The 16,605-nt window shown below is 68.8% G+C and carries 17 protein-coding genes; 12 read left to right on the top strand and 5 right to left on the bottom strand.

Annotation, left to right across the window (positions count from 1 at the left end; all coding sequences use genetic code 11):
• Positions 1-9 precede the first annotated feature (9 nt).
• Complete coding sequence (locus FB464_RS06075; RefSeq protein WP_116414660.1) at positions 10-1,053, top strand: LacI family DNA-binding transcriptional regulator; 1,044 nt, start codon at positions 10-12, stop codon at positions 1,051-1,053.
• A gap of 8 nt (positions 1,054-1,061) precedes the next feature.
• Here the strand turns inward: FB464_RS06075 and FB464_RS06070 are convergent, their stop codons facing one another.
• Entirely contained in the window at positions 1,062-1,613 is a 552-nt protein-coding gene (locus FB464_RS06070; protein WP_116414661.1) for a TetR/AcrR family transcriptional regulator, read from the bottom strand.
• A gap of 53 nt (positions 1,614-1,666) precedes the next feature.
• Here FB464_RS06070 and FB464_RS06065 point away from each other — a divergent pair, with 53 nt between their 5' ends.
• Positions 1,667-2,440 carry an MBL fold metallo-hydrolase gene (locus FB464_RS06065; RefSeq protein WP_116414662.1) on the top strand — a complete coding sequence of 258 codons (774 nt, stop codon included), beginning with the start codon at positions 1,667-1,669 and terminating at the stop codon, positions 2,438-2,440.
• Positions 2,441-2,650: 210 nt separating this feature from the next.
• Here the strand turns inward: FB464_RS06065 and FB464_RS06060 are convergent, their stop codons facing one another.
• Positions 2,651-4,369, bottom strand: coding sequence for an HNH endonuclease signature motif containing protein (locus tag FB464_RS06060; RefSeq protein WP_116414663.1), 1,719 nt, complete (start codon positions 4,367-4,369; stop codon positions 2,651-2,653).
• 108 nt (positions 4,370-4,477) lie between these two features.
• Here FB464_RS06060 and FB464_RS06055 point away from each other — a divergent pair, with 108 nt between their 5' ends.
• The 8 genes from FB464_RS06055 to FB464_RS06020 all read left to right on the top strand — a co-directional run bounded on the left by FB464_RS06055 (position 4,478) and on the right by FB464_RS06020 (position 12,215).
• Positions 4,478-5,554: an NAD(P)/FAD-dependent oxidoreductase gene (locus FB464_RS06055; RefSeq protein WP_116414664.1), complete on the top strand. Its 1,077-nt coding sequence runs from the start codon at positions 4,478-4,480 to the stop codon at positions 5,552-5,554.
• Positions 5,555-5,679: 125 nt separating this feature from the next.
• Complete coding sequence (gene msrB / locus FB464_RS06050) at positions 5,680-6,135, top strand: peptide-methionine (R)-S-oxide reductase MsrB (protein WP_116414665.1); 456 nt, start codon at positions 5,680-5,682, stop codon at positions 6,133-6,135.
• Between the two features lies 1 nt (position 6,136).
• Positions 6,137-6,652 carry a peptide-methionine (S)-S-oxide reductase MsrA gene (gene msrA, locus FB464_RS06045; protein WP_116414666.1) on the top strand — a complete coding sequence of 172 codons (516 nt, stop codon included), beginning with the start codon at positions 6,137-6,139 and terminating at the stop codon, positions 6,650-6,652.
• A gap of 228 nt (positions 6,653-6,880) precedes the next feature.
• Entirely contained in the window at positions 6,881-7,444 is a 564-nt protein-coding gene (locus FB464_RS06040) for a PadR family transcriptional regulator (protein WP_246093167.1), read from the top strand.
• A complete protein-coding gene (locus FB464_RS06035; protein WP_211327365.1) occupies positions 7,441-9,174 on the top strand; it encodes an ABC1 kinase family protein in 1,734 nt (577 codons plus the stop codon). The genes FB464_RS06040 and FB464_RS06035 overlap by 4 nt, the downstream gene beginning before the upstream one ends.
• A 20-nt stretch (positions 9,175-9,194) precedes the next feature.
• Positions 9,195-9,878 (top strand): SDR family oxidoreductase, encoded by a 684-nt coding sequence (locus FB464_RS06030; RefSeq protein WP_116414668.1) that lies wholly within the window; start codon positions 9,195-9,197, stop codon positions 9,876-9,878.
• A 110-nt stretch (positions 9,879-9,988) separates the two neighbouring features.
• Entirely contained in the window at positions 9,989-11,143 is a 1,155-nt protein-coding gene (locus FB464_RS06025) for a hypothetical protein (protein ID WP_116414669.1), read from the top strand.
• A gap of 25 nt (positions 11,144-11,168) precedes the next feature.
• On the top strand, positions 11,169-12,215 hold the full coding sequence (locus FB464_RS06020; protein ID WP_116414670.1) for a hypothetical protein: 1,047 nt from the start codon (positions 11,169-11,171) through the stop codon (positions 12,213-12,215).
• A gap of 10 nt (positions 12,216-12,225) precedes the next feature.
• On the opposite strand, the gene FB464_RS06015 is transcribed toward FB464_RS06020, so the two are convergent.
• Both FB464_RS06015 and FB464_RS06010 read right to left on the bottom strand, forming a co-directional pair.
• Positions 12,226-12,504 carry a hypothetical protein gene (locus FB464_RS06015; RefSeq protein ID WP_142206619.1) on the bottom strand — a complete coding sequence of 93 codons (279 nt, stop codon included), beginning with the start codon at positions 12,502-12,504 and terminating at the stop codon, positions 12,226-12,228.
• Between the two features lie 39 nt (positions 12,505-12,543).
• Positions 12,544-13,065, bottom strand: a complete 522-nt coding sequence (locus FB464_RS06010; RefSeq protein ID WP_142206618.1) for a hypothetical protein — start codon at positions 13,063-13,065, stop codon at positions 12,544-12,546.
• 398 nt (positions 13,066-13,463) lie between these two features.
• Between FB464_RS06010 and FB464_RS06000 the strand changes: the two genes are divergently transcribed.
• Positions 13,464-14,105 (top strand): dihydrofolate reductase family protein, encoded by a 642-nt coding sequence (locus tag FB464_RS06000; RefSeq protein WP_116414673.1) that lies wholly within the window; start codon positions 13,464-13,466, stop codon positions 14,103-14,105.
• 42 nt (positions 14,106-14,147) lie between these two features.
• Here the strand turns inward: FB464_RS06000 and FB464_RS05995 are convergent, their stop codons facing one another.
• Positions 14,148-15,302, bottom strand: coding sequence for a DMT family transporter (locus FB464_RS05995; protein ID WP_116414674.1), 1,155 nt, complete (start codon positions 15,300-15,302; stop codon positions 14,148-14,150).
• 196 nt (positions 15,303-15,498) lie between these two features.
• On the opposite strand from FB464_RS05995, the gene FB464_RS05990 reads away from it, so the two are divergent.
• Positions 15,499-16,605, top strand: a complete 1,107-nt coding sequence (locus FB464_RS05990; RefSeq protein ID WP_116414675.1) for a hypothetical protein — start codon at positions 15,499-15,501, stop codon at positions 16,603-16,605.

Below are 16,605 nucleotides of genomic sequence, written 5' to 3'. Positions count from 1 at the left end.
ACTGGTGCGATGACTGACAGGCCCCCGATCGTGCGAGCGGAGCCGGGCTCGGTCAGCATCCGCGACGTGGCCCTCCGCGCCGGGGTTTCGGTCGGAACCGTCTCAAACGTTCTGAACCGTCCGGGCAAAGTGTCTGTGCCGGTCGCAGAACGTGTGCAGGCTGCGATCGCCGAGCTCGGTTTCGTGCGGAACGACGCGGCGCGTCGCCTGCGTCTCGGTCACAGCAGTTCGTTCGGGCTCATCGTGCTCGATGCGTCGAACCCGTTCTTCACCGACGTGGCCCGGGGCGCCGAGGATGAGGCTGCCGAGCACGGCTACTCGATGCTGCTCGCCAACAGCTCGGAGAGCCTCGAACGGGAGGCGACTTACCTCGATCTCTTCGAGTCCCAGCGCACCCGTGGGGTGCTGATCTCGCCGGTCTCGAGCGACAGCACCCGCCTCGTCGCCCTCCGCTCGCGTGGGATCCCCGCCGTGATCGTCGACCGCCGGCTCGAGGACACCCGGTTCTCCTCGGTCTCGGTCGACGACGTGGCCGGCGGTTTCGCGGCCGTCGCCCATCTCCTCGCGCTCGGTCACCGGCGCGTCGCGTTCGTCGGTGGCCCGCTCGGCATCGGGCAGGTCAGCGACCGGCTCCAGGGTGCGAGGCAGGCGGTGGCCGTGCATCCGGATGCCCGGCTCGAGGTGATCGAGACACCGGCGCTCTCCGTGATCGAAGGCCGTGCGGCCGGTCTCGCTGTCACGGCGCGGTCCCCCCGGGAGTGGCCTGAGGCCATCTTCGCGGCGAACGACCTGCTCGCGGTGGGGGTGCTGCAGGCGATGAACATGACGGGCGAATCGCATGTGCCGCGGCACGTCGCGCTAGTCGGATACGACGACATCGCCTTCGCCTCGGCCACGGTGGTGCCGCTCACGTCGGTGCGCCAGCCGAGTGAGGCCATCGGCCGCACCGCCGTCGGCCTGCTGCTCGAGGAGACGGAGGGCGCGCCGGGGTTCGAGCCGCGGCAGGTCGTGTTCCAGCCGGAGCTGGTGGTGCGGGAGTCGTCGGGCGGCTGACGGGTATGTTACGTCTGCTTCGCGCTGATCGCCGCGACGATCCGCTCGAGGCCGTACTCCCACGCGTCCTCCGGGTCGCCGCCGAGGTTGAAACCGCCGTTCAGTTCCATGCTGACGAAGCCCGCGGCCCAGGCCGTCAGTGTCCGGGCCGCGAAGAGCGCATCCTGTTCGCCCGCGAGCTCGCGCGCCGTGCGCAGGATGCCCGCGCTCACCGTCTCGGCGAGAGCCTCGCTCACGGCGGCGGCGGACGGCGTATCGCCCGGGGTCATGATCAGCCGGAAGGCTGCCGGCCGGCCGAGTCCGAACGCGCGGAACGAGCCGAGCAGCTTTCGTGCCCCGTTCGCGGCATCGAGCTCGGCGGCCAGCTCCACCAGCGTCGCCTCGGCCACCAGACGAATGAGATCGTCGCGGTTGCGTACCCGCTTGTAGAGCGAGGGGGCCCGCACGCCCACACGTTCGGCGACGGCCTGCATCGTGAGTCCGGGCAGGCCGTCCTGCTCGAGAAGGTCGCGGGCTGCCATCACGATGGCGTCGAGGGAAGTTCTGTCAGGAGTGGGCACGGACCCAGTATAGCTATTGACAGTAGCCATGATGGCTATGTAGCGTAGCCATCATGAAACTCTCCTCCTCGTCCCCGAGCTCCGCGTCGTCCCCGGTCTCCGCTTCGTCCGCGGGCTCCGCCTCGTCTTCGCTCCACCGCGTCGGCGACGACCTCGTCGCGCTCTACCTCGTCGTGACACCTGAAGGGATAACCGTCATCGACGCGGGTATCCCCGGCCAGTGGTCGGACTTCCTGGCCGAACTGCGCGCGCTGGGACGCCCCCTCGCGGATGTCAGGGGGGTCATCCTCACGCACGGAGACTCCGACCACATCGGCTTCGCCGAACGCTTGCGCCGCGACCATGGAGTGCCCGTCTACGTGCACGAGGCCGACGCCGCGCGGGCGAAAGGCGGACCGAAGCCGAAGAACGCCTCGCAGAAGATGAAGCTCGGTGCGACGCTGGGGTTCTTCGGGCACATGATCCGGAAGGGCGGCCTCCGCACCACCCACCTGACGGAGGTGATCGAAGTGCACGACGGCCAGACGCTCGCGCTGCCCGGATCGCCCGGGATCATCGGGATGCCCGGCCACTCGCCCGGCAGCATAGCGATCAGCGTTCCCGCCGTCGGTGCCGTCTTCGTGGGCGACGCCCTCACGACGCGGAGTGTGCTCACCGGAAGCACCGGCCCGCAGCCGGCACCCTTCACGGACGAGCCGGCCGACGCTCTTGCGTCTCTCGATGCGCTCCTGCCGACCGGCGCCAAGTGGGTGCTCCCCGGCCACGGCGCACCCTGGAGCGGGGGAGTGGCGGCTGCGGTCGCCGCCGTGCAACGCGCCGCGAACTGACGCTGACTTTGCGCGCTGATGCTGCGCTGGCGTTGCGCGCTGCTGCTGTGCTGGCGTTGCGCGCTGCTGTCGCGCCCTGCGGGCTTGCCGTCGGCAGGTGTGGTTCTGGATGCGCGTGGCCGGATCGGTGGTGCGGCCGGCATGCGGCGCATGATCCGTGGATGGTCGGCCAAAGTGGCTGGGATCATTGCTTCGTGCACCGGCGTCGTTCTACCCGGTGTCGCTCTGGCGGTGTTCGAGCCACCATTCGGTCGGTGGCCGGTCGCTCGGTCGAGGCTGGCCGGGTCGAGGCTCACCGGATTGAGGCTGGCCGTTTCGGAGCTCGCCGGATTGAGGCTGGCCGGGTCGGGGGCTGCTGTGCGGAGGTTCGCTGTGGGGAGGGTCGCTGGCTGGAGGGTTGCTCGGTTGCCGGGTGGGTGGTGGGGTCGGGGGTGGGCGGTGCCGGGCAGGGTTGTGCGGGCCGGGCGGGTGGTGGCCGGTCTTCTGTCTGGCCCGGTTCTGTTGGCAGGGCCTTGGGGTCTGGGTCCAGTCGAGCCAGTCCGGTGGGATCAGGTGCGGGGTTCCGTTTCGGATGGTGAGTTTCCAGTGTGTTTTGTGCACGTTCGAATGGTGGAAGTGGCAGAGCAGCGCCCCATTGTCGATGTCCGTGAGGCCGCCGGGGTTCGTGTCGGAGAGCCACCCGTCGACATGGTGACTTTCGCACCAGGACGGGGGTGCGTCGCAGCCCGGCCACACACACCCACCATCCCGCGCCGCGAGGGCGCGGTTCTGGGCGGGGGTGAACAGGCGGCGGGTCTTCCCGTGCTGAAGGACCTGCCCGTGTTCACCGAACAGGGTCGTGATGACATCCGCGTGGCAGAGGAGCGTTTCGACGGTTGAGTACGGGACGGGGGCGGTGAGGCCGTCGATCCAGCCGATCCCGCGGCCTGACACGACGTCGTCGAGGGTGGCGTGGAGGTTCACGGTCGGTGCGGCACCGTTCAGGCGCGGCATCTCCGGCCGTCCCGCCGCGACTTGGAGGAGGTTCACGAGCGCGTCGACGCGCTTCTGACCCGTGGTGCGGGTATCCGCGGTCAAGCCGTCGACCGGGGCATCGCCGGGCGCCGACGGGTCGGCTGCGTCGGATAGGTCAGGTGGGAACGCGACGATACGGGGTGACGTATGCGGCTCCAACGCCGACGCGACGATCGCCGCCATCGACGGCGACAGCAGGCCCCGGATCGACGTCATCCCCGAACGGTGCGCCTTGAGCTCGAGGTACCGCTTCTCGTGCAGATCCGCCTCGCGAGGCTCCGCACCGTCGGGGTCGAGGTGTTCCCGGCACCGGATCGCCAGATCATCCACCTGGTTCGCGGAATACCCGAAACCGCCCGACGTCTGCTGCGCCAACGCGACGAGGTCACCCTCCGCCTCCGAGACCTCTTCCGTGAACCCGATCTTCGCCGCCGCCTCAGAGAGACGCCGCGTAATCGACGTTGCCGCATCCACCCCCAGTTCGCCCCGGGCCAGAGCCTCCGCAACCTGCGGGAACCTCGGCAGGTTCGGCAGACCCACGAGAGACATTGTGGTGTGCACCTGCGAGGCGAGCTTCATCCTGGACATGATCGTCTCCGCCCGAGCACCGGTGATCGCCGCCAGGAACTTCGGGACCGACCGCACGTTGTGCGACCGGGCAAGACCCTCCGCTCCGAACTCCGCAGCAGAACGAGCCGCCACCTCCCCAGCCACCTGCACCCGCAACCCATCTATGATCCGGCCCAACGACTCGACCTGCACCACAGCCGCCACCAGGGCGTCGTCGGCAAGCCCGCAGGGCGCGGCAGCCCCACCGCCGCCCGACGCCAGCAACGCGTCGAAGCGCTGCCGGGCATCCAGAACCCACTGCACCACAGACAAGAAGTCGGGTGCGGGAGCGGCTGGCTGGTTCATGTCTACAGTCAAACACCAACCACTGACATTGCCTCATTTATGCTGATGGCGCCGATGAATCGCCACAAGGGGGTCTCCCGCGTTCCCTGCGCGCGGGAGGATGGAGTCATGGCCTCCACCGCACCGTCCCCGTCCGTTCTCGTCATCGGCTCCGGCATCTCCGGCCTCGCCTGCGCCCGCGCCCTGCACGACGGCGGTGCGACTGTCAGGGTCGTCGACCGGGGGAGGGTCGTCGGCGGCCGCCTGGCGACGAAGCGGGTGGATGATCGCCCCGTCGACATCGGCGCCCGGTACTTCACCGTGCCCGAAGCCGCCGCAGAAACCGTCCCTGCAGCCGCCCCTGACCCCGCCCCTGAACCCGCAGCCGCACCCGCACCCCAACCCGACCCCACCCAGCAGACCGTCCCCGACTTCCGGCCCGTCGTCGACGACTGGATCGCCCGCGGGCTGGTGCGCCCCTGGACCGACACGTTCGAAAGCTTCTCCGCCGACGGAACGAGCGAACGCAAGCAAGGTCCGCTGCGGTACGCCGCAACCGCAGGTCTGCGTTCCCTTGCAACCGATCTCGCCGACCGACTGCGTGAAGACGGGGTCGTCGTCGAGCAGGAGACGGTCGTCGCGGGGGTGCCCGAGAGCGGCGAGGTGGCGGGCATCCGGTACGACACCGTTGTGCTGGCCATGCCCGATCCCCAGGCGGCACGGATGCTCGAACCGGGCTCACCCGCATCCTCGGAGCTGCTCGGGGCCGACGCGTGGCAGCCGACCCTGAGCGTCGTGCTGTCGTGGCCTGAGCGGCACTGGCCCGCCGACTTCCACGGCGCGTTCGTCAACGGATCGCCGGTGCTGGCCTTCGTGGCCGACGATGGGGACCGCCGGGGCGACGGTGCGCCGGTGCTGGTCGCGCACACCACCGCGGAGTTCGCGCGGGAGCACCTCGAGCATCCGGAGTCAGCCGCCGGTGCCGTCGCCGACGCCGTCACAGGGCTGCTTGGCATCACCGTGCCGCCGACCTCCACCCTCGTTCACCGCTGGACGTTCTCGAACCCGGCCGAACAGCACCCCGAACCGTTCCTCCTGCGCGGGCGTATCGCGGTCTGCGGCGACGCATGGGGCGCCCGCTCGGCGGTCTCCACAGCGTGGTCGTCGGGCACCGCGCTCGGCCGCGCCCTCGCCCGCACGTTCTGACCGACAATCGCACGCATACGGGAACTTCTCACCGGGGTGCGGTGTTGTAGTCATCGAGGGCCGCAGCCAGCGGTCCCCAAAGCACAAAACACGAAGCACCACGCGAAACGCAAGGAGCGACATCTATGACCACTGTGTACCGCAAAGACCCCACCACCCTTGAAACGCTGACCCCCGAGCAGTTCGCTGTGACCCAGCAGAACGCCACGGAGCGCGCGTTCTCGGGTGAGTTCTGGGACACCCACGATGACGGCATCTACGTCGACATCGTCTCCGGCGAGCCGCTGTTCGCCTCCACCGACAAGTACGACTCCCGGTCCGGCTGGCCGAGCTTCACCCGGCCGATCGATCCGGCCAACGTCGTGCGCCACGACGACAAGACCTACGGGATGGTTCGCACCGAAGTTCGTTCGGCGAATGGCGACAGCCACCTGGGCCACCTGTTCGACGACGGCCCCGTCGCAGAGGGTGGTCTGCGCTACTGCATCAATTCCGCGGCACTCAGGTTCATCCCCTTGGACGAGCTCGAGGCCAAGGGCTACGGTGACTACCGCAGCCTGTTCGACACGAAGGAGGCCTGACATGGCAACGACTGAGACCGCAAACCTCGCCGGCGGATGTTTCTGGGGAGCGCAGCAGCTGATCCGCCGCCGTCCGGGAGTCATCTCGACGCGGGTGGGTTACTCGGGTGGCGACACACCGAACGCCACGTACCGCAACCACGGCGACCACGCTGAGGCCGTCGAGATCGTCTTCGACCCGTCGATCATCTCGTACCGCGATCTGCTGGAGTTCTTCTTCCAGATCCACGACCCGTCGACCAAGAACCGCCAGGGCAACGATGTCGGCCGCAGCTACCGCTCGGCGATCTACTACACGACAGACGAGCAGAAGGCTATCGCGCTCGACACCATCGCCGACGTCGACGCTTCCGGTCTCTGGCCGGGCAAGGTCGTCACCGAGGTCGAGCCCGCCGGCGCGTTCTGGGAGGCCGAGGACGAGCACCAGGACTACCTCGAGAAGTACCCGGCCGGGTACACCTGCCACTACGTGCGCCCGGGTTGGAAGCTCCCGCACCGCGAGGAGCAGCCCGCCTGACCGTGTGCTGACGATCTGCTGAGCATGGATGCCCGTGGGTGTCGTTCACGTGTGTCGCTGTATATCGTTGAGTATCGTTAGCGTTTCCTACAGGAGGTCATCATGAGCGGTTCATTCCCCACAGGCGGGTTCGGCACGGGCGGGTCCGGCAACGGCGGATTCGGCGCCGGCGGCTTCAATCTCAGCAATCTGGGGCTCGGCAACCTCGGTAACCTGAACCTCGGCAACATGGGTGCCAACGGCGAGGGCCTATGGCAGGCCGTCGACCAGATCCGTGCGCGCTTCGAGAAGGGTGCCGAGAGAGGCTTCGAGAAGCGTGAGGGCACCCGGGTGGGCAAGGGCGACGTGCGCGTTGCCGTTCTGGCCCTCCTCGCCGAGCAGCCGATGCACGGCTACCAGATCATCCGCGAGATCGAGGAGCGGAGCGGCGGCACCTGGAAGCCGAGCGCCGGTTCGGTCTACCCGACCCTGCAGTTGCTCGCCGACGAGGGCCTGATCAGCTCCGAGGAGTCGAACGGTCGCAAGACCTACTCGCTCACCGAGGCCGGTCACGTGAGTGTCGCGGCCAACCCGTCGAACCCGTGGAGCACCTCCGGGGGCTCCGACAGCAGCAAGCCCGAGGGTGCCAAGAGCGAGCACGGCCGCTTCGGCGCCCTGCCGAAGGCCGGTATCGACTTGGCCCAGGCGGCCTCGCAGGTCGGTCGCTCCGGAACGCCCGAGCAGGTGAAAGAAGCGGTGACCGTGCTCGAAGAGGCACGTCGCCGGATCTACTCGATCCTCGCCCAGGATTGACAGCACTACCGCCTGAACGCACAGGCCTGAAGAAGGCGGTGCCGGCTGCGGGGGACACCCGCGCCCGGTACCGCCGCATTTTGCGGTTCGCGGGCTGGAACCTGGCCGTCACCTGGTGGTTCGAGCTCTTCCTTCCCCGGATCGGGCTCCGGCGTATCGCCGACCGCACCCGGTCGAGGCGGATGCGGCGCTTCGCACAGAAGTTCCACGTACTCGCCGTCGACCTCGGCGGACTCATGATCAAGGTGGGGCAGTTCATGTCGTCGCGCCTCGACGTGCTGCCGCCCGAGATCACCAAGGAGCTCGAGGGCCTGCAGGACGAAGTCCCCCCGGTGCCCTTCCCGGCCATCCGCGAGCTCGCCGAGCGTGAGCTGGGCGTATCCCTTAGTCGGGTCTTCGAGAGCGTGGATGAGCGGCCGGTGGCCGCAGCATCCCTCGGCCAGGCCCATCGGGCCAGGCTCGCTCCGCTCGCTGCCGAAGACACCGGTCTCGACGCCGTCGTGCTGAAGGTGCAGCGACCGGGCATCGACGCCATCATCGACGTCGACCTGGCTGCACTCCGCCGCGTCGGGGGCTGGCTGAGCCACGTGCACCTCGTCTCCGACCGCGTCGACATGCCGGCGCTCGTCGAGGAGTTCGCGGCGACCAGCCTCGAGGAGATCGACTACCTGCACGAGGCGCACAGCTCAGAACGATTCGCTGCAGACTTCGCCGGCGACGCCCGGGTCAGTGTTCCCGCTGTCGTCTGGGAGCGCACCACCCGCCGCGTGCTCACGCTCGAAGACGTGACCGCGATCAAGATCACCGACGACGTGGCGCTCAGGGCCGCAGGGATCGATCCGGCCGAGGTCGCACCGGTCTTCGCGGCCGTCATGTTCGACCAGTTGTTCACGAACGGCTTCTTCCACGCCGATCCGCATCCCGGCAACATCTTCGTCACGCCCGTCGCCGTGCCCGAAGGCTCCGACGCGCGTCCGTGGAAGCTGACGTTCATCGACTTCGGCATGATGGGCCACGTTCCGGCCAACACCCGGAGCGGTCTTCGCAAGATGCTGATCGCCGCGGCGTCCCGCGACGGCAAGGGCCTCGTCGACGCCGTTCGCGACGTGGGCGTGCTGCTGCCGAACGCCGAGACCACCGAACTCGAGCAGGCGATGACCCAGCTGTTCGCTCGCTTCGGCGGGATGGGGTTCGCTGAACTGCGCGACGTCGACCCCCGCGAGTTCCGGGACTTCGGCAACCAGTTCAGCGAGGTCGTGCGCACGCTGCCGTTCCAGCTTCCCGAGAACTTCCTGCTGATCATCCGCGCCATGTCGCTGACCTCCGGCGTCTGCAGCGCCCTCGACCCGAGCTTCAACCTCTGGGACTCGGTCGAGCCGTACGCGCAGCAGCTCATCCGCGATGAGCGCGGCAACGTGGTGCAGGATGTCGCGAAGCAGGCCCTCGAGACCGCCGCGATCACCGCGCGCCTGCCGAAACGCCTCGACAACCTCACGACCCGCTTCGAGAACGGCACCCTCGCGGTGACGAGCCCGGCGATCGAACGGCGGATCGGCCGGCTCGAGCGCATGGCCCGGCGCGTCGTCTCGGCCGTGCTCTTCGGCGCCCTGCTCATCGCGGGTGCCGTGCTTCACGGGAGCGACGCGGCCTTCGGCACGGTGCTGATGATCGTGTCGGTGATCCCCCTGCTGCACGCGTTGCTCGCCGGCCGGTTCGGCCCTCGCGGCTGAGCCGCGCTAGCGTGGACGCCATGGATGCTGCCAGGCCGATCGCTCTCGTCACCGGTGCCACGAGCGGCATCGGTCGCGCCGTGGCGATCGACCTGGGGCGCACGCACCACGTGCTCGTCGGCGGGCGCGACCGCGGACGGGTCGACGCGCTCGTCGCCGCGCTGCCGTCGGCCGAGCCGTTCGTGGGAGACCTGGCAGTCGGCCCTTTCCCGGAGTTGCCCGCCAGTCTCGACGTGCTGGTGCATTCGGCCGGTGTCGAAGACGGCTCGACGGTCGAGCTCACCGAGCTCGCCACCTGGCAGGCGGTATTCGCCGCGAACGTCTTCGCCGTGGCCGAACTGACCCGCCTCGCGCTGCCCGCCCTCCGCAGAGCGGAAGGCCTGGTCGTCACAATCAACAGCGGAGCGGGCTTCACTGCCGCCCCGGGAGGCGCGGTGTACTCGGCCTCGAAGTTCGCCCTCCGTGCCCTCTCGGATGCTCTCCGCGAGGAGGAGCGGCCGAACGGCGTGCGGGTCTCGAGCGTGCATCCGGGTCGCACCGACACCGCCATGCAGCAGGCCAAGGTCGCGCGAGAGGGTGCCGAATACGACACCCGCCTGTACCTCGCCCCCGAGTCGGTCGCGGCGGCCGTCCGCACGGTCGTCGACCTGCCGCCGGGCGGAACGATCGAGACCCTCTCGATCCGCCCCACCGGCCGCACCTGAAAACAGTTCACGGCCCCTGCCGTGCGTCAGTCGGCGGGGGGGCTGGCACGGTTCACGGAAGCGTAGGGTGGAAGACGGCTGCGAGTGCCGCCGCCGGACAGGAGCCTTCGATGTCGTCCACTCTCACCTCCACCCTGCAGTCGGCCGGTCCGCTGCTCTTCGCGCCCGCGCCGACGCTCGAGGGTGGTGCCGTGCTGTTCGCCGCCGATGTGACGCGGGCGCGCGTGGTGGCGTTCGAGCTGCCCGCCGAGCAGACGGCCGGTGAGCAGACGGCAGAGCAGCAGACGGCCGAGCCTCTGGATGTCGCGGCCCCCGCCGTGCGCGTCGACCAACTGGGCACGAAACTGGCCTCCCTGCTCGGTGTCGCACCCGGCGACGCGGTGATCCGGGGGATCGCCGTGCACCCGGTTTCGCGCGAGGTGTACCTCTCGATCGCCCGGGGGCGCGGCGCCGACGCCGGCCCCGCGCTGGTGCGGGCCGGGGCGGACGGCCAGCTCAGCGTCGTCGACGTGGACGAGCTGCCCGCGACATCCTTCGACCTCGACGACGCCCCCGCGGAGGACGACGAACGGAAGGACGTCTGGCTCGACGGCATCGACCCGGGGTCCGCGCCGCGCGAGATCCACGGGGTGACCCTCGACATCGCGCAGGTGCCGTCAGCCCGGTCGAGCATCACCGACCTCGCGTGGATCGACGGGTCGCTCTTCGTGGCCGGCCTCAGCAACGAGGAATTCAGCTCCCGGCTCCGACAGATTCCGTACCCGTTCGACGGAACGGCGACCGGCACCTCCGTCGAGATCTTCCACGTCGACCACGGCAAGTACGAGACCGGGTCGCCGATCAGGGCTCTCACGCCGTTCGACGGCGGCCGGGGCATCCTCGCCACCTACACCTGCACGCCGGTTGTGCACTTCACGCTCGACCAGCTGCGCGGGGAGGGGCTGGTGCGCGGCCGCACCGTCGCCGAGCTCGGCCCGATGAACCAGCCGTTCAGCCTCGTCTCGTACGACCGCGACGGCGAAGAGTTTCTCCTCGTCTCGAACACGCGCCACCCGCTGTTGAAGATCCCCGTGTCGTCGATCGCCGGGCAGGAGCCGCTTCACCTCGGGCTCTCCGACGACGGTTCGTCGCTGGGCGTTCCCCGCGAGAACCTCGACCACCCGGGCGTGACCTGGATGGCGAGCCTAGACCGGGCGAACGTGGTCGTCGTGCAGGAGGAGGGCGGCGACATCCACCTGCGGACGCTCGGGGCGGACGAGCTCTGAGCCGTCTGCGCGGTGCGGTGCGGGCGTGAGCGATCCGAGCGACCTGAGTGACGTTGAGGCGGCCTGGGAGCAGGGCGGCTTCAGGGTCAGCGGGCCGTCCCTCCCTGCGCAACTGGCGGTCGTGCCGGTGGGCGCGCTCGGGCTCGGGTTGGGTTCAGACCTCGTGCCGATGGCCGGGAGCTGGCGGCGGAGTGGGGGAGTGGGGCACTTCACCCCGCGGTTTCCTGCGGTCGCCGGCACGGCCTACGCGGTTGTCAGGCGAGCGGATGATCGGCAGGCCTGGCTCGAATTCGCGCGGGTCGACGTGCCTGCCGTGCGCCTTGTGCGGAGTACCGTCGTCGAACGGTTCGATCCCGCGTGCGACGAGGTGCCGGCCAACCTGCTGCGTTTCGCGCTGACCTTCTCGGCTCCGATGGAGGAGGGTTCGGCATCCGGGTGCGTCGCCCTCCTCGACGAGAGCGGTGCCGAGCTTCCGGGTTCCCTCCTCGGCATGCCCCCGGAGCTCTGGGACCGCGAGGGTCGCCGGCTGACCGTGATCCTCGAACCCGGGCGGATCAAACGCGGGCTGCAGCCGAACGTGCAGGCCGGGCCGCCGCTCGTGGAGCGCAGCTCCGTCACGCTGGCGGTGGATGCCCGGCTGCGCGACGCGTCGGGAGCAGCCCTGGCGGCTGGCGCCTCGCGCACCTACCGCATCGGCCCACCGGTGAGGTCGCGGGTCGACCCCGCGCTCTGGAACGTGCGATGGCCGAGTGCCACTGGCGCTCCGCTCGTCGTGCGCTTCGACCGCCCGCTCGATCGGGCCCTCGTGCGGCGGTGTCTCGTCGCGGTGGGGGAGGGCGGGCATCCGGTGCCGGGTACTGCGTCGCTTGCATCGTCGGCGACGGAGTGGACCTTCACGCCGGCGCCGGGCTCCCTGCCCGCGGCCCTCCGTGTCGACACCCGCCTCGAAGACCTCGCCGGCAACTCGGTGCGCCGCGTCTTCGACCGCGACCTCGGCCTTCCGGCCGACGCCAGCATCGACCCCGGCACGCTCATCCTGCGACCCGCCACCGCCTCCCCGACCCCGCGCTGAGCGCCCCCGTTCACCCATCGGGGATCGTGTGCGCGGGCCCGTTCTGAACGAGCTGGATGTCGAGCAGCCCCAGTATCACTGGTGCCGCTACGATGAGGCTCAAGACGAGGCCGACGCTGAAGAGGACGGAGAGGCGCCATCGCGACCTGCGAAGCGGTGTCGCGATGCCTGCTGCCGCCACGACCAACGGCAGGAGAGGAATGAGTGGGAAGGTGACCACCTCGAGCGCGATGAATGCCAGGAACCAGCGGTCGACGACCGGGAACAGCTGCTGGTTATGGGCTGGCACGGCCGAAACCCTCTCGTGCGTGGTTGTCTCGTTCATACGTCAACCGCCGACCTGCCACGTTGATACATCGCCGGTCGCATTCGTTGAGTAGTGCAGCCCAATGTCAAGCGTCACAGGGCTTCCTTCGAACGCCACGCTTGCGTCGAATCTGTAGTAAGCGTCGGCGTTTGTGCCAGCACCGGGGGAAGAGCACTCGAGTGGAGTGACGGCCCAGCCGACTGCGATTCCACCCTCCGAGTGGCACACATTCGCGCCCGTCAGCCCGCGGTAGGTGGCGATCCACGCATTCGAACCGTCCCAGAAGGTGCGCCCAGCGTGCTTCTCCAGCAGAGATCCGCCCCAGTAGGAATGCGTCCAATCGCGGTAGGTGATCTCGCCCTGAAGGGCGGCCAGCAACAGTTCATCCGTGGCGGCGTCGCTCAGGTTGTTCTCCTCGGCGTACGCTCCCATTTCAGCGGAGGTTGCGACTCGAGGCTCGGTTTCAGTCGTTGTGATCGTCCCCGTGCAGAGTGACGTGGCAGTGTCGGCCCTGATGCCCTTCTGCCGGGATATTGCCTCCACCTGGGAGATGCAACTCTGGGAGACGAACGAGGATGAGCGAGACGCTGAATCATCCGCGAAGGCGGGTGGCGCACTGGCTACGCCGAGGATGATTCCTGCGCCGCAAACCGTTGCAGCGATCGCCTGTGATCGAGTGGACATAGTGTGCTCCGTTTCTTGCGTGCTGTCGATGAATCACACCCGGTCTACGCCTAATATGAGACTTAATCAAGTCAGAGGGGGTGGCATCACAGGTGGAATGCGTCTCGATGAGGCGGGAGTCAGCAGCGCCCGGGCATGGCTGGCGATGCAGGTGAACTACGATCTTGCCAGGGAGCGTGAGACCGACCATCCCAACGTTCGGCGCCTGACTGACGCAGCGTGAGGTCGGCGCAGGCCCCACGACACGGAAGGATCTCATGACGGTTCGCATCGACCTCAATCTCTCGCTCGACGGCATCGTGATGCCGACCGACCAGACCCCCGAGAACCCGATGGGCGCGGACTGGGGGCGGATCGTCGAGCACTACGCCGCCACGAAGACGTTTCGCGAACGGGTGATGCACGAGACGGCGGGGGAGGGGACCACGGGGGTCGACGACCGCTACGCGGCGGCGTACTTCGAGGGCATCGGTGCCGAGATCATGGGTGCCGGGATGTTCGGATTCCACACCTTCCCCGACGATCCCGAGTGGCGGGGCTGGTGGGAGGACGAGCCGCCGTTCCACAGCACCGTGCTCGTCCTGACCAGTCGTGAGCGCGCGCCGATCGACTTCGCCAACGGCACGCGTTTCGAGTTTCTCAGCGCGAGCCCTGCGGAAGCCCTCGCGAGGGCGGAGGCGGTGGCCGGTGGCGGCGACATCCGGATCGGTGGGGGAGCGGGCACCGTGCGCGACTTCCTCGCTGCGGGCCTGGTCGACCGCCTCCATGTCGCGCTGGCGCCGGTTGTGCTCGGCCAGGGCCTCCGGCTGTGGGATGGCCTGCGGAACCTCGGCAGCGACTACGTCGTGACGTCGGAGGTCGCCGAGAGCGGCGTCATCCACGTCACGTTCGCGCGCTGATCCGCTCCCTGCCGACCGCCGACGCAGACTGGTGGCCGCCGCTCAGCCTTCGTGTTGATGGGTGCCGTGCTGATGGGTGCCGTGCTGAGGGGTGCCGTGCTGGTGGGTGCCGTGCTGGTGGGTGCCGCGCCGGTGTGCGCTGCGCGCATGGCCGTGCCGGTGGTGGCTGTCGGGGTAGTGCTCGTGGCTGTGGGTCAGCGGTTCGTGGGTGTGCACGTGCCGGTGCCATCCGCCTCGCGTGGCCTCCTGGCCGGGTTCGTGGTAATGCTGGTGGTGTTCGTCGTGGGTGTGCCAGTGCTCGTGCGTCAACACCTCGTGGGTGTGTTCGTGTTCGTGCCGCTCGGTCAGGTGCAGCCAGACGCCGACGGCCATGAGGGCTCCCGCGACGACCACCGGCCAACTGACCGGGTCGCCGAGCGAGACCGCGAGCAGGGCGCCGAAGAACGGCGCGACCGAGTAGTAGGCGCCAGCGCGCGCGGTACCGACGTGGCGCATGGCGACGATGAAGAGCACGAGGCTGATGCCGTAGGCGAAGAGCCCGACGACCATCGCGGCGGCGATGTTCAGCGCGCCGGGCAGGTGGGCTCCGAGTGCGAAGGCCAGAACGAGGTTCACCGGCCCGGCGACACCGCCCTTGACTGCGGCGAGCCACGTAGCGTCGGTGAGGGCGATCTTGCGGGTGAGGTTGTTGTCGAGTCCCCAGCTGAGGCAGGCGCCGAGGATGGCGAGCGACGGCCAGGGGTTGCCGAAGTTCGCACCCGAGGGGATGCTCAGGATGATCGCGCCGGCGACGATCGCCAGCATTCCGAGGGCGATCCGCCGATCGAAGTTCTCCGTGAATACGAACCAGGCGAGAGCGGCGGTGAAGACCCCCTCCGCGTTGAGCAGCAGCGAGGCTCCGGATGCCGGCATGTTCGAGAGCCCGAGCATCAGCAGCACGGGGCCGGCGATGCCGCCGAACAGGATCGCGCCGGCCAGCGGCAGGACCTCGTTCCGCGCGAGCCGAACACGTGGTGCACGCCGGATGAGCCGGTAGAGCCCGAGCCCGATACCCGAGCCGCAGTAGAGCAGACCAGCCAGTAGCCACGGGCTGATGTCGCCGTCGAGCAGGATCTTCGCCAGCGGCGTGCCCGCGCCGAACAGCACCGCGGAGATCAGGGCGGCCTGGACGCCGGTGTTGCGGAGGGCGCGGATCATCGGCCTGCGGTCGGGTCTGCGGACGCCGACGCTTCGGATGCTGCGATCCGGTGATGCCCGGGGGAGTCGGTGAGAGCGGCATCCATACGCTGATTCTGCCAGACTGACGCTTGGCGACTTCCTGACGAAGAAGACGGGCAGGTCCTCGCCCGCTGCACCGGAAAGGCGGTGGGTTGGGTGTGTTTAGGCTGGGAGGATGGCTTCCGCAGCGGTCCCCGACCTCACCATGTTCGACACGACGGCATTCGAGCGTCTCCCGCCGCGCCGGGAGATCGAGCAGTACTGGGCGGCGGACAACCCGACGCTCTGGCAGAAGCGTCTGAGGACCAGCGTCTCGTTCCTCGCGTTGGCCACGCTGGTGGTGGGGTTGGCCCTGAACACGCTTCTGCTCCTGGGGCTGAGGGTCTTCCATGCCGATTCCCTGCTGCCGACATCCACCTCCCGCTTCGTCGTGGTGTTCATCCTGTTCGCCGGTGTCGCGCTCGTTGTCGCACCCATCGTGAATCTCCTGCCGTACCGGCGGCTCGACTACCAGCTCATCGGGCTTTTCCTGCTGCGCCGTTTTGCACGCGACAACCGGATGCGCGTGAAGCTCGAGTGGGAGGCCTCGGTCGCGAGCGTGCGAGCGGCAGGGAACTCGGTGCCCGGGTTCCCCGGCACGATGTTCTCCCCGCCCGGCGGCAGGGCTGTCGTGGTCGCACCGCTCCTGGTGTCGGACACTCCGAGGTTGCGTGTCGGGCACGTGCAGTACTACCACTTCTCCGAACGCGCCCGAACGCAGGACTGGGTCTTCGCCGAGATCCCACTCCCACGGTCGATGCCGAACATCTGGCTGCACTCGCTGCGCGGCGAGGCCGCTATGCCGTTCTCCGTGGCCGGCGGCGAACGGGTGCGGCTGGAAGGCGACTTCGATGAATACTTCGACACCTACGCCCGGGAGGGAGCCCAACAGGAAGCGCTCTACGTTCTGACTCCTGACGTGATGGCGCTCCTGATCGACAATGCGTCCCGATTCGACGTCGAGATCGTGGATGATCGGCTCTACCTCTACACCCGTGGCTACTTCGACGTGCTCATCGACCCGAGCTGGTGGCAGGCGGTCGCCGACGTCATGAACACGGTCGGGCAGAAGGTCACCCGGTCGGCATCGCGGTACACCGCCGGTGGCAGCGCCGGGGAGCAGGCCCGGCGCATCCAGACCCGTGCCACCGTGTGGCGCCGGATCACGCAGACCGCCGGTCTTCTCGTTCTCCTCGGCGGCCCGGCGGTGCTGTTCGTCGCTGCGGCGCAGACACACGCGTAG

Origin of the sequence: Subtercola boreus (genome assembly GCF_006716115.1) — a bacterium.
Classification (GTDB): Bacteria; Actinomycetota; Actinomycetes; order Actinomycetales; family Microbacteriaceae; genus Subtercola; species Subtercola boreus.
Note: the sequence above shows the minus strand (reverse complement) of the source record. Positions and strands in the feature narration are given on the sequence as shown.

Coding starts and splice junctions, on each gene's coding strand:
- FB464_RS06060 (WP_116414663.1), bottom strand. CDS start 4,369: ATGAACCAGCCAGCCGCTCCCGCACCCGACTTCTTGTCTGTGGTGCAG.
- msrA (WP_116414666.1), top strand. CDS start 6,137: ATGGCAACGACTGAGACCGCAAACCTCGCCGGCGGATGTTTCTGGGGA.
- FB464_RS06065 (WP_116414662.1), top strand. CDS start 1,667: ATGAAACTCTCCTCCTCGTCCCCGAGCTCCGCGTCGTCCCCGGTCTCC.
- FB464_RS06055 (WP_116414664.1), top strand. CDS start 4,478: ATGGCCTCCACCGCACCGTCCCCGTCCGTTCTCGTCATCGGCTCCGGC.
- FB464_RS06000 (WP_116414673.1), top strand. CDS start 13,464: ATGACGGTTCGCATCGACCTCAATCTCTCGCTCGACGGCATCGTGATG.
- FB464_RS05995 (WP_116414674.1), bottom strand. CDS start 15,302: ATGATCCGCGCCCTCCGCAACACCGGCGTCCAGGCCGCCCTGATCTCC.
- FB464_RS06025 (WP_116414669.1), top strand. CDS start 9,989: ATGTCGTCCACTCTCACCTCCACCCTGCAGTCGGCCGGTCCGCTGCTC.
- FB464_RS06075 (WP_116414660.1), top strand. CDS start 10: ATGACTGACAGGCCCCCGATCGTGCGAGCGGAGCCGGGCTCGGTCAGC.
- FB464_RS06040 (WP_246093167.1), top strand. CDS start 6,881: ATGGGTGCCAACGGCGAGGGCCTATGGCAGGCCGTCGACCAGATCCGT.
- FB464_RS06030 (WP_116414668.1), top strand. CDS start 9,195: ATGGATGCTGCCAGGCCGATCGCTCTCGTCACCGGTGCCACGAGCGGC.
- FB464_RS05990 (WP_116414675.1), top strand. CDS start 15,499: ATGGCTTCCGCAGCGGTCCCCGACCTCACCATGTTCGACACGACGGCA.
- msrB (WP_116414665.1), top strand. CDS start 5,680: ATGACCACTGTGTACCGCAAAGACCCCACCACCCTTGAAACGCTGACC.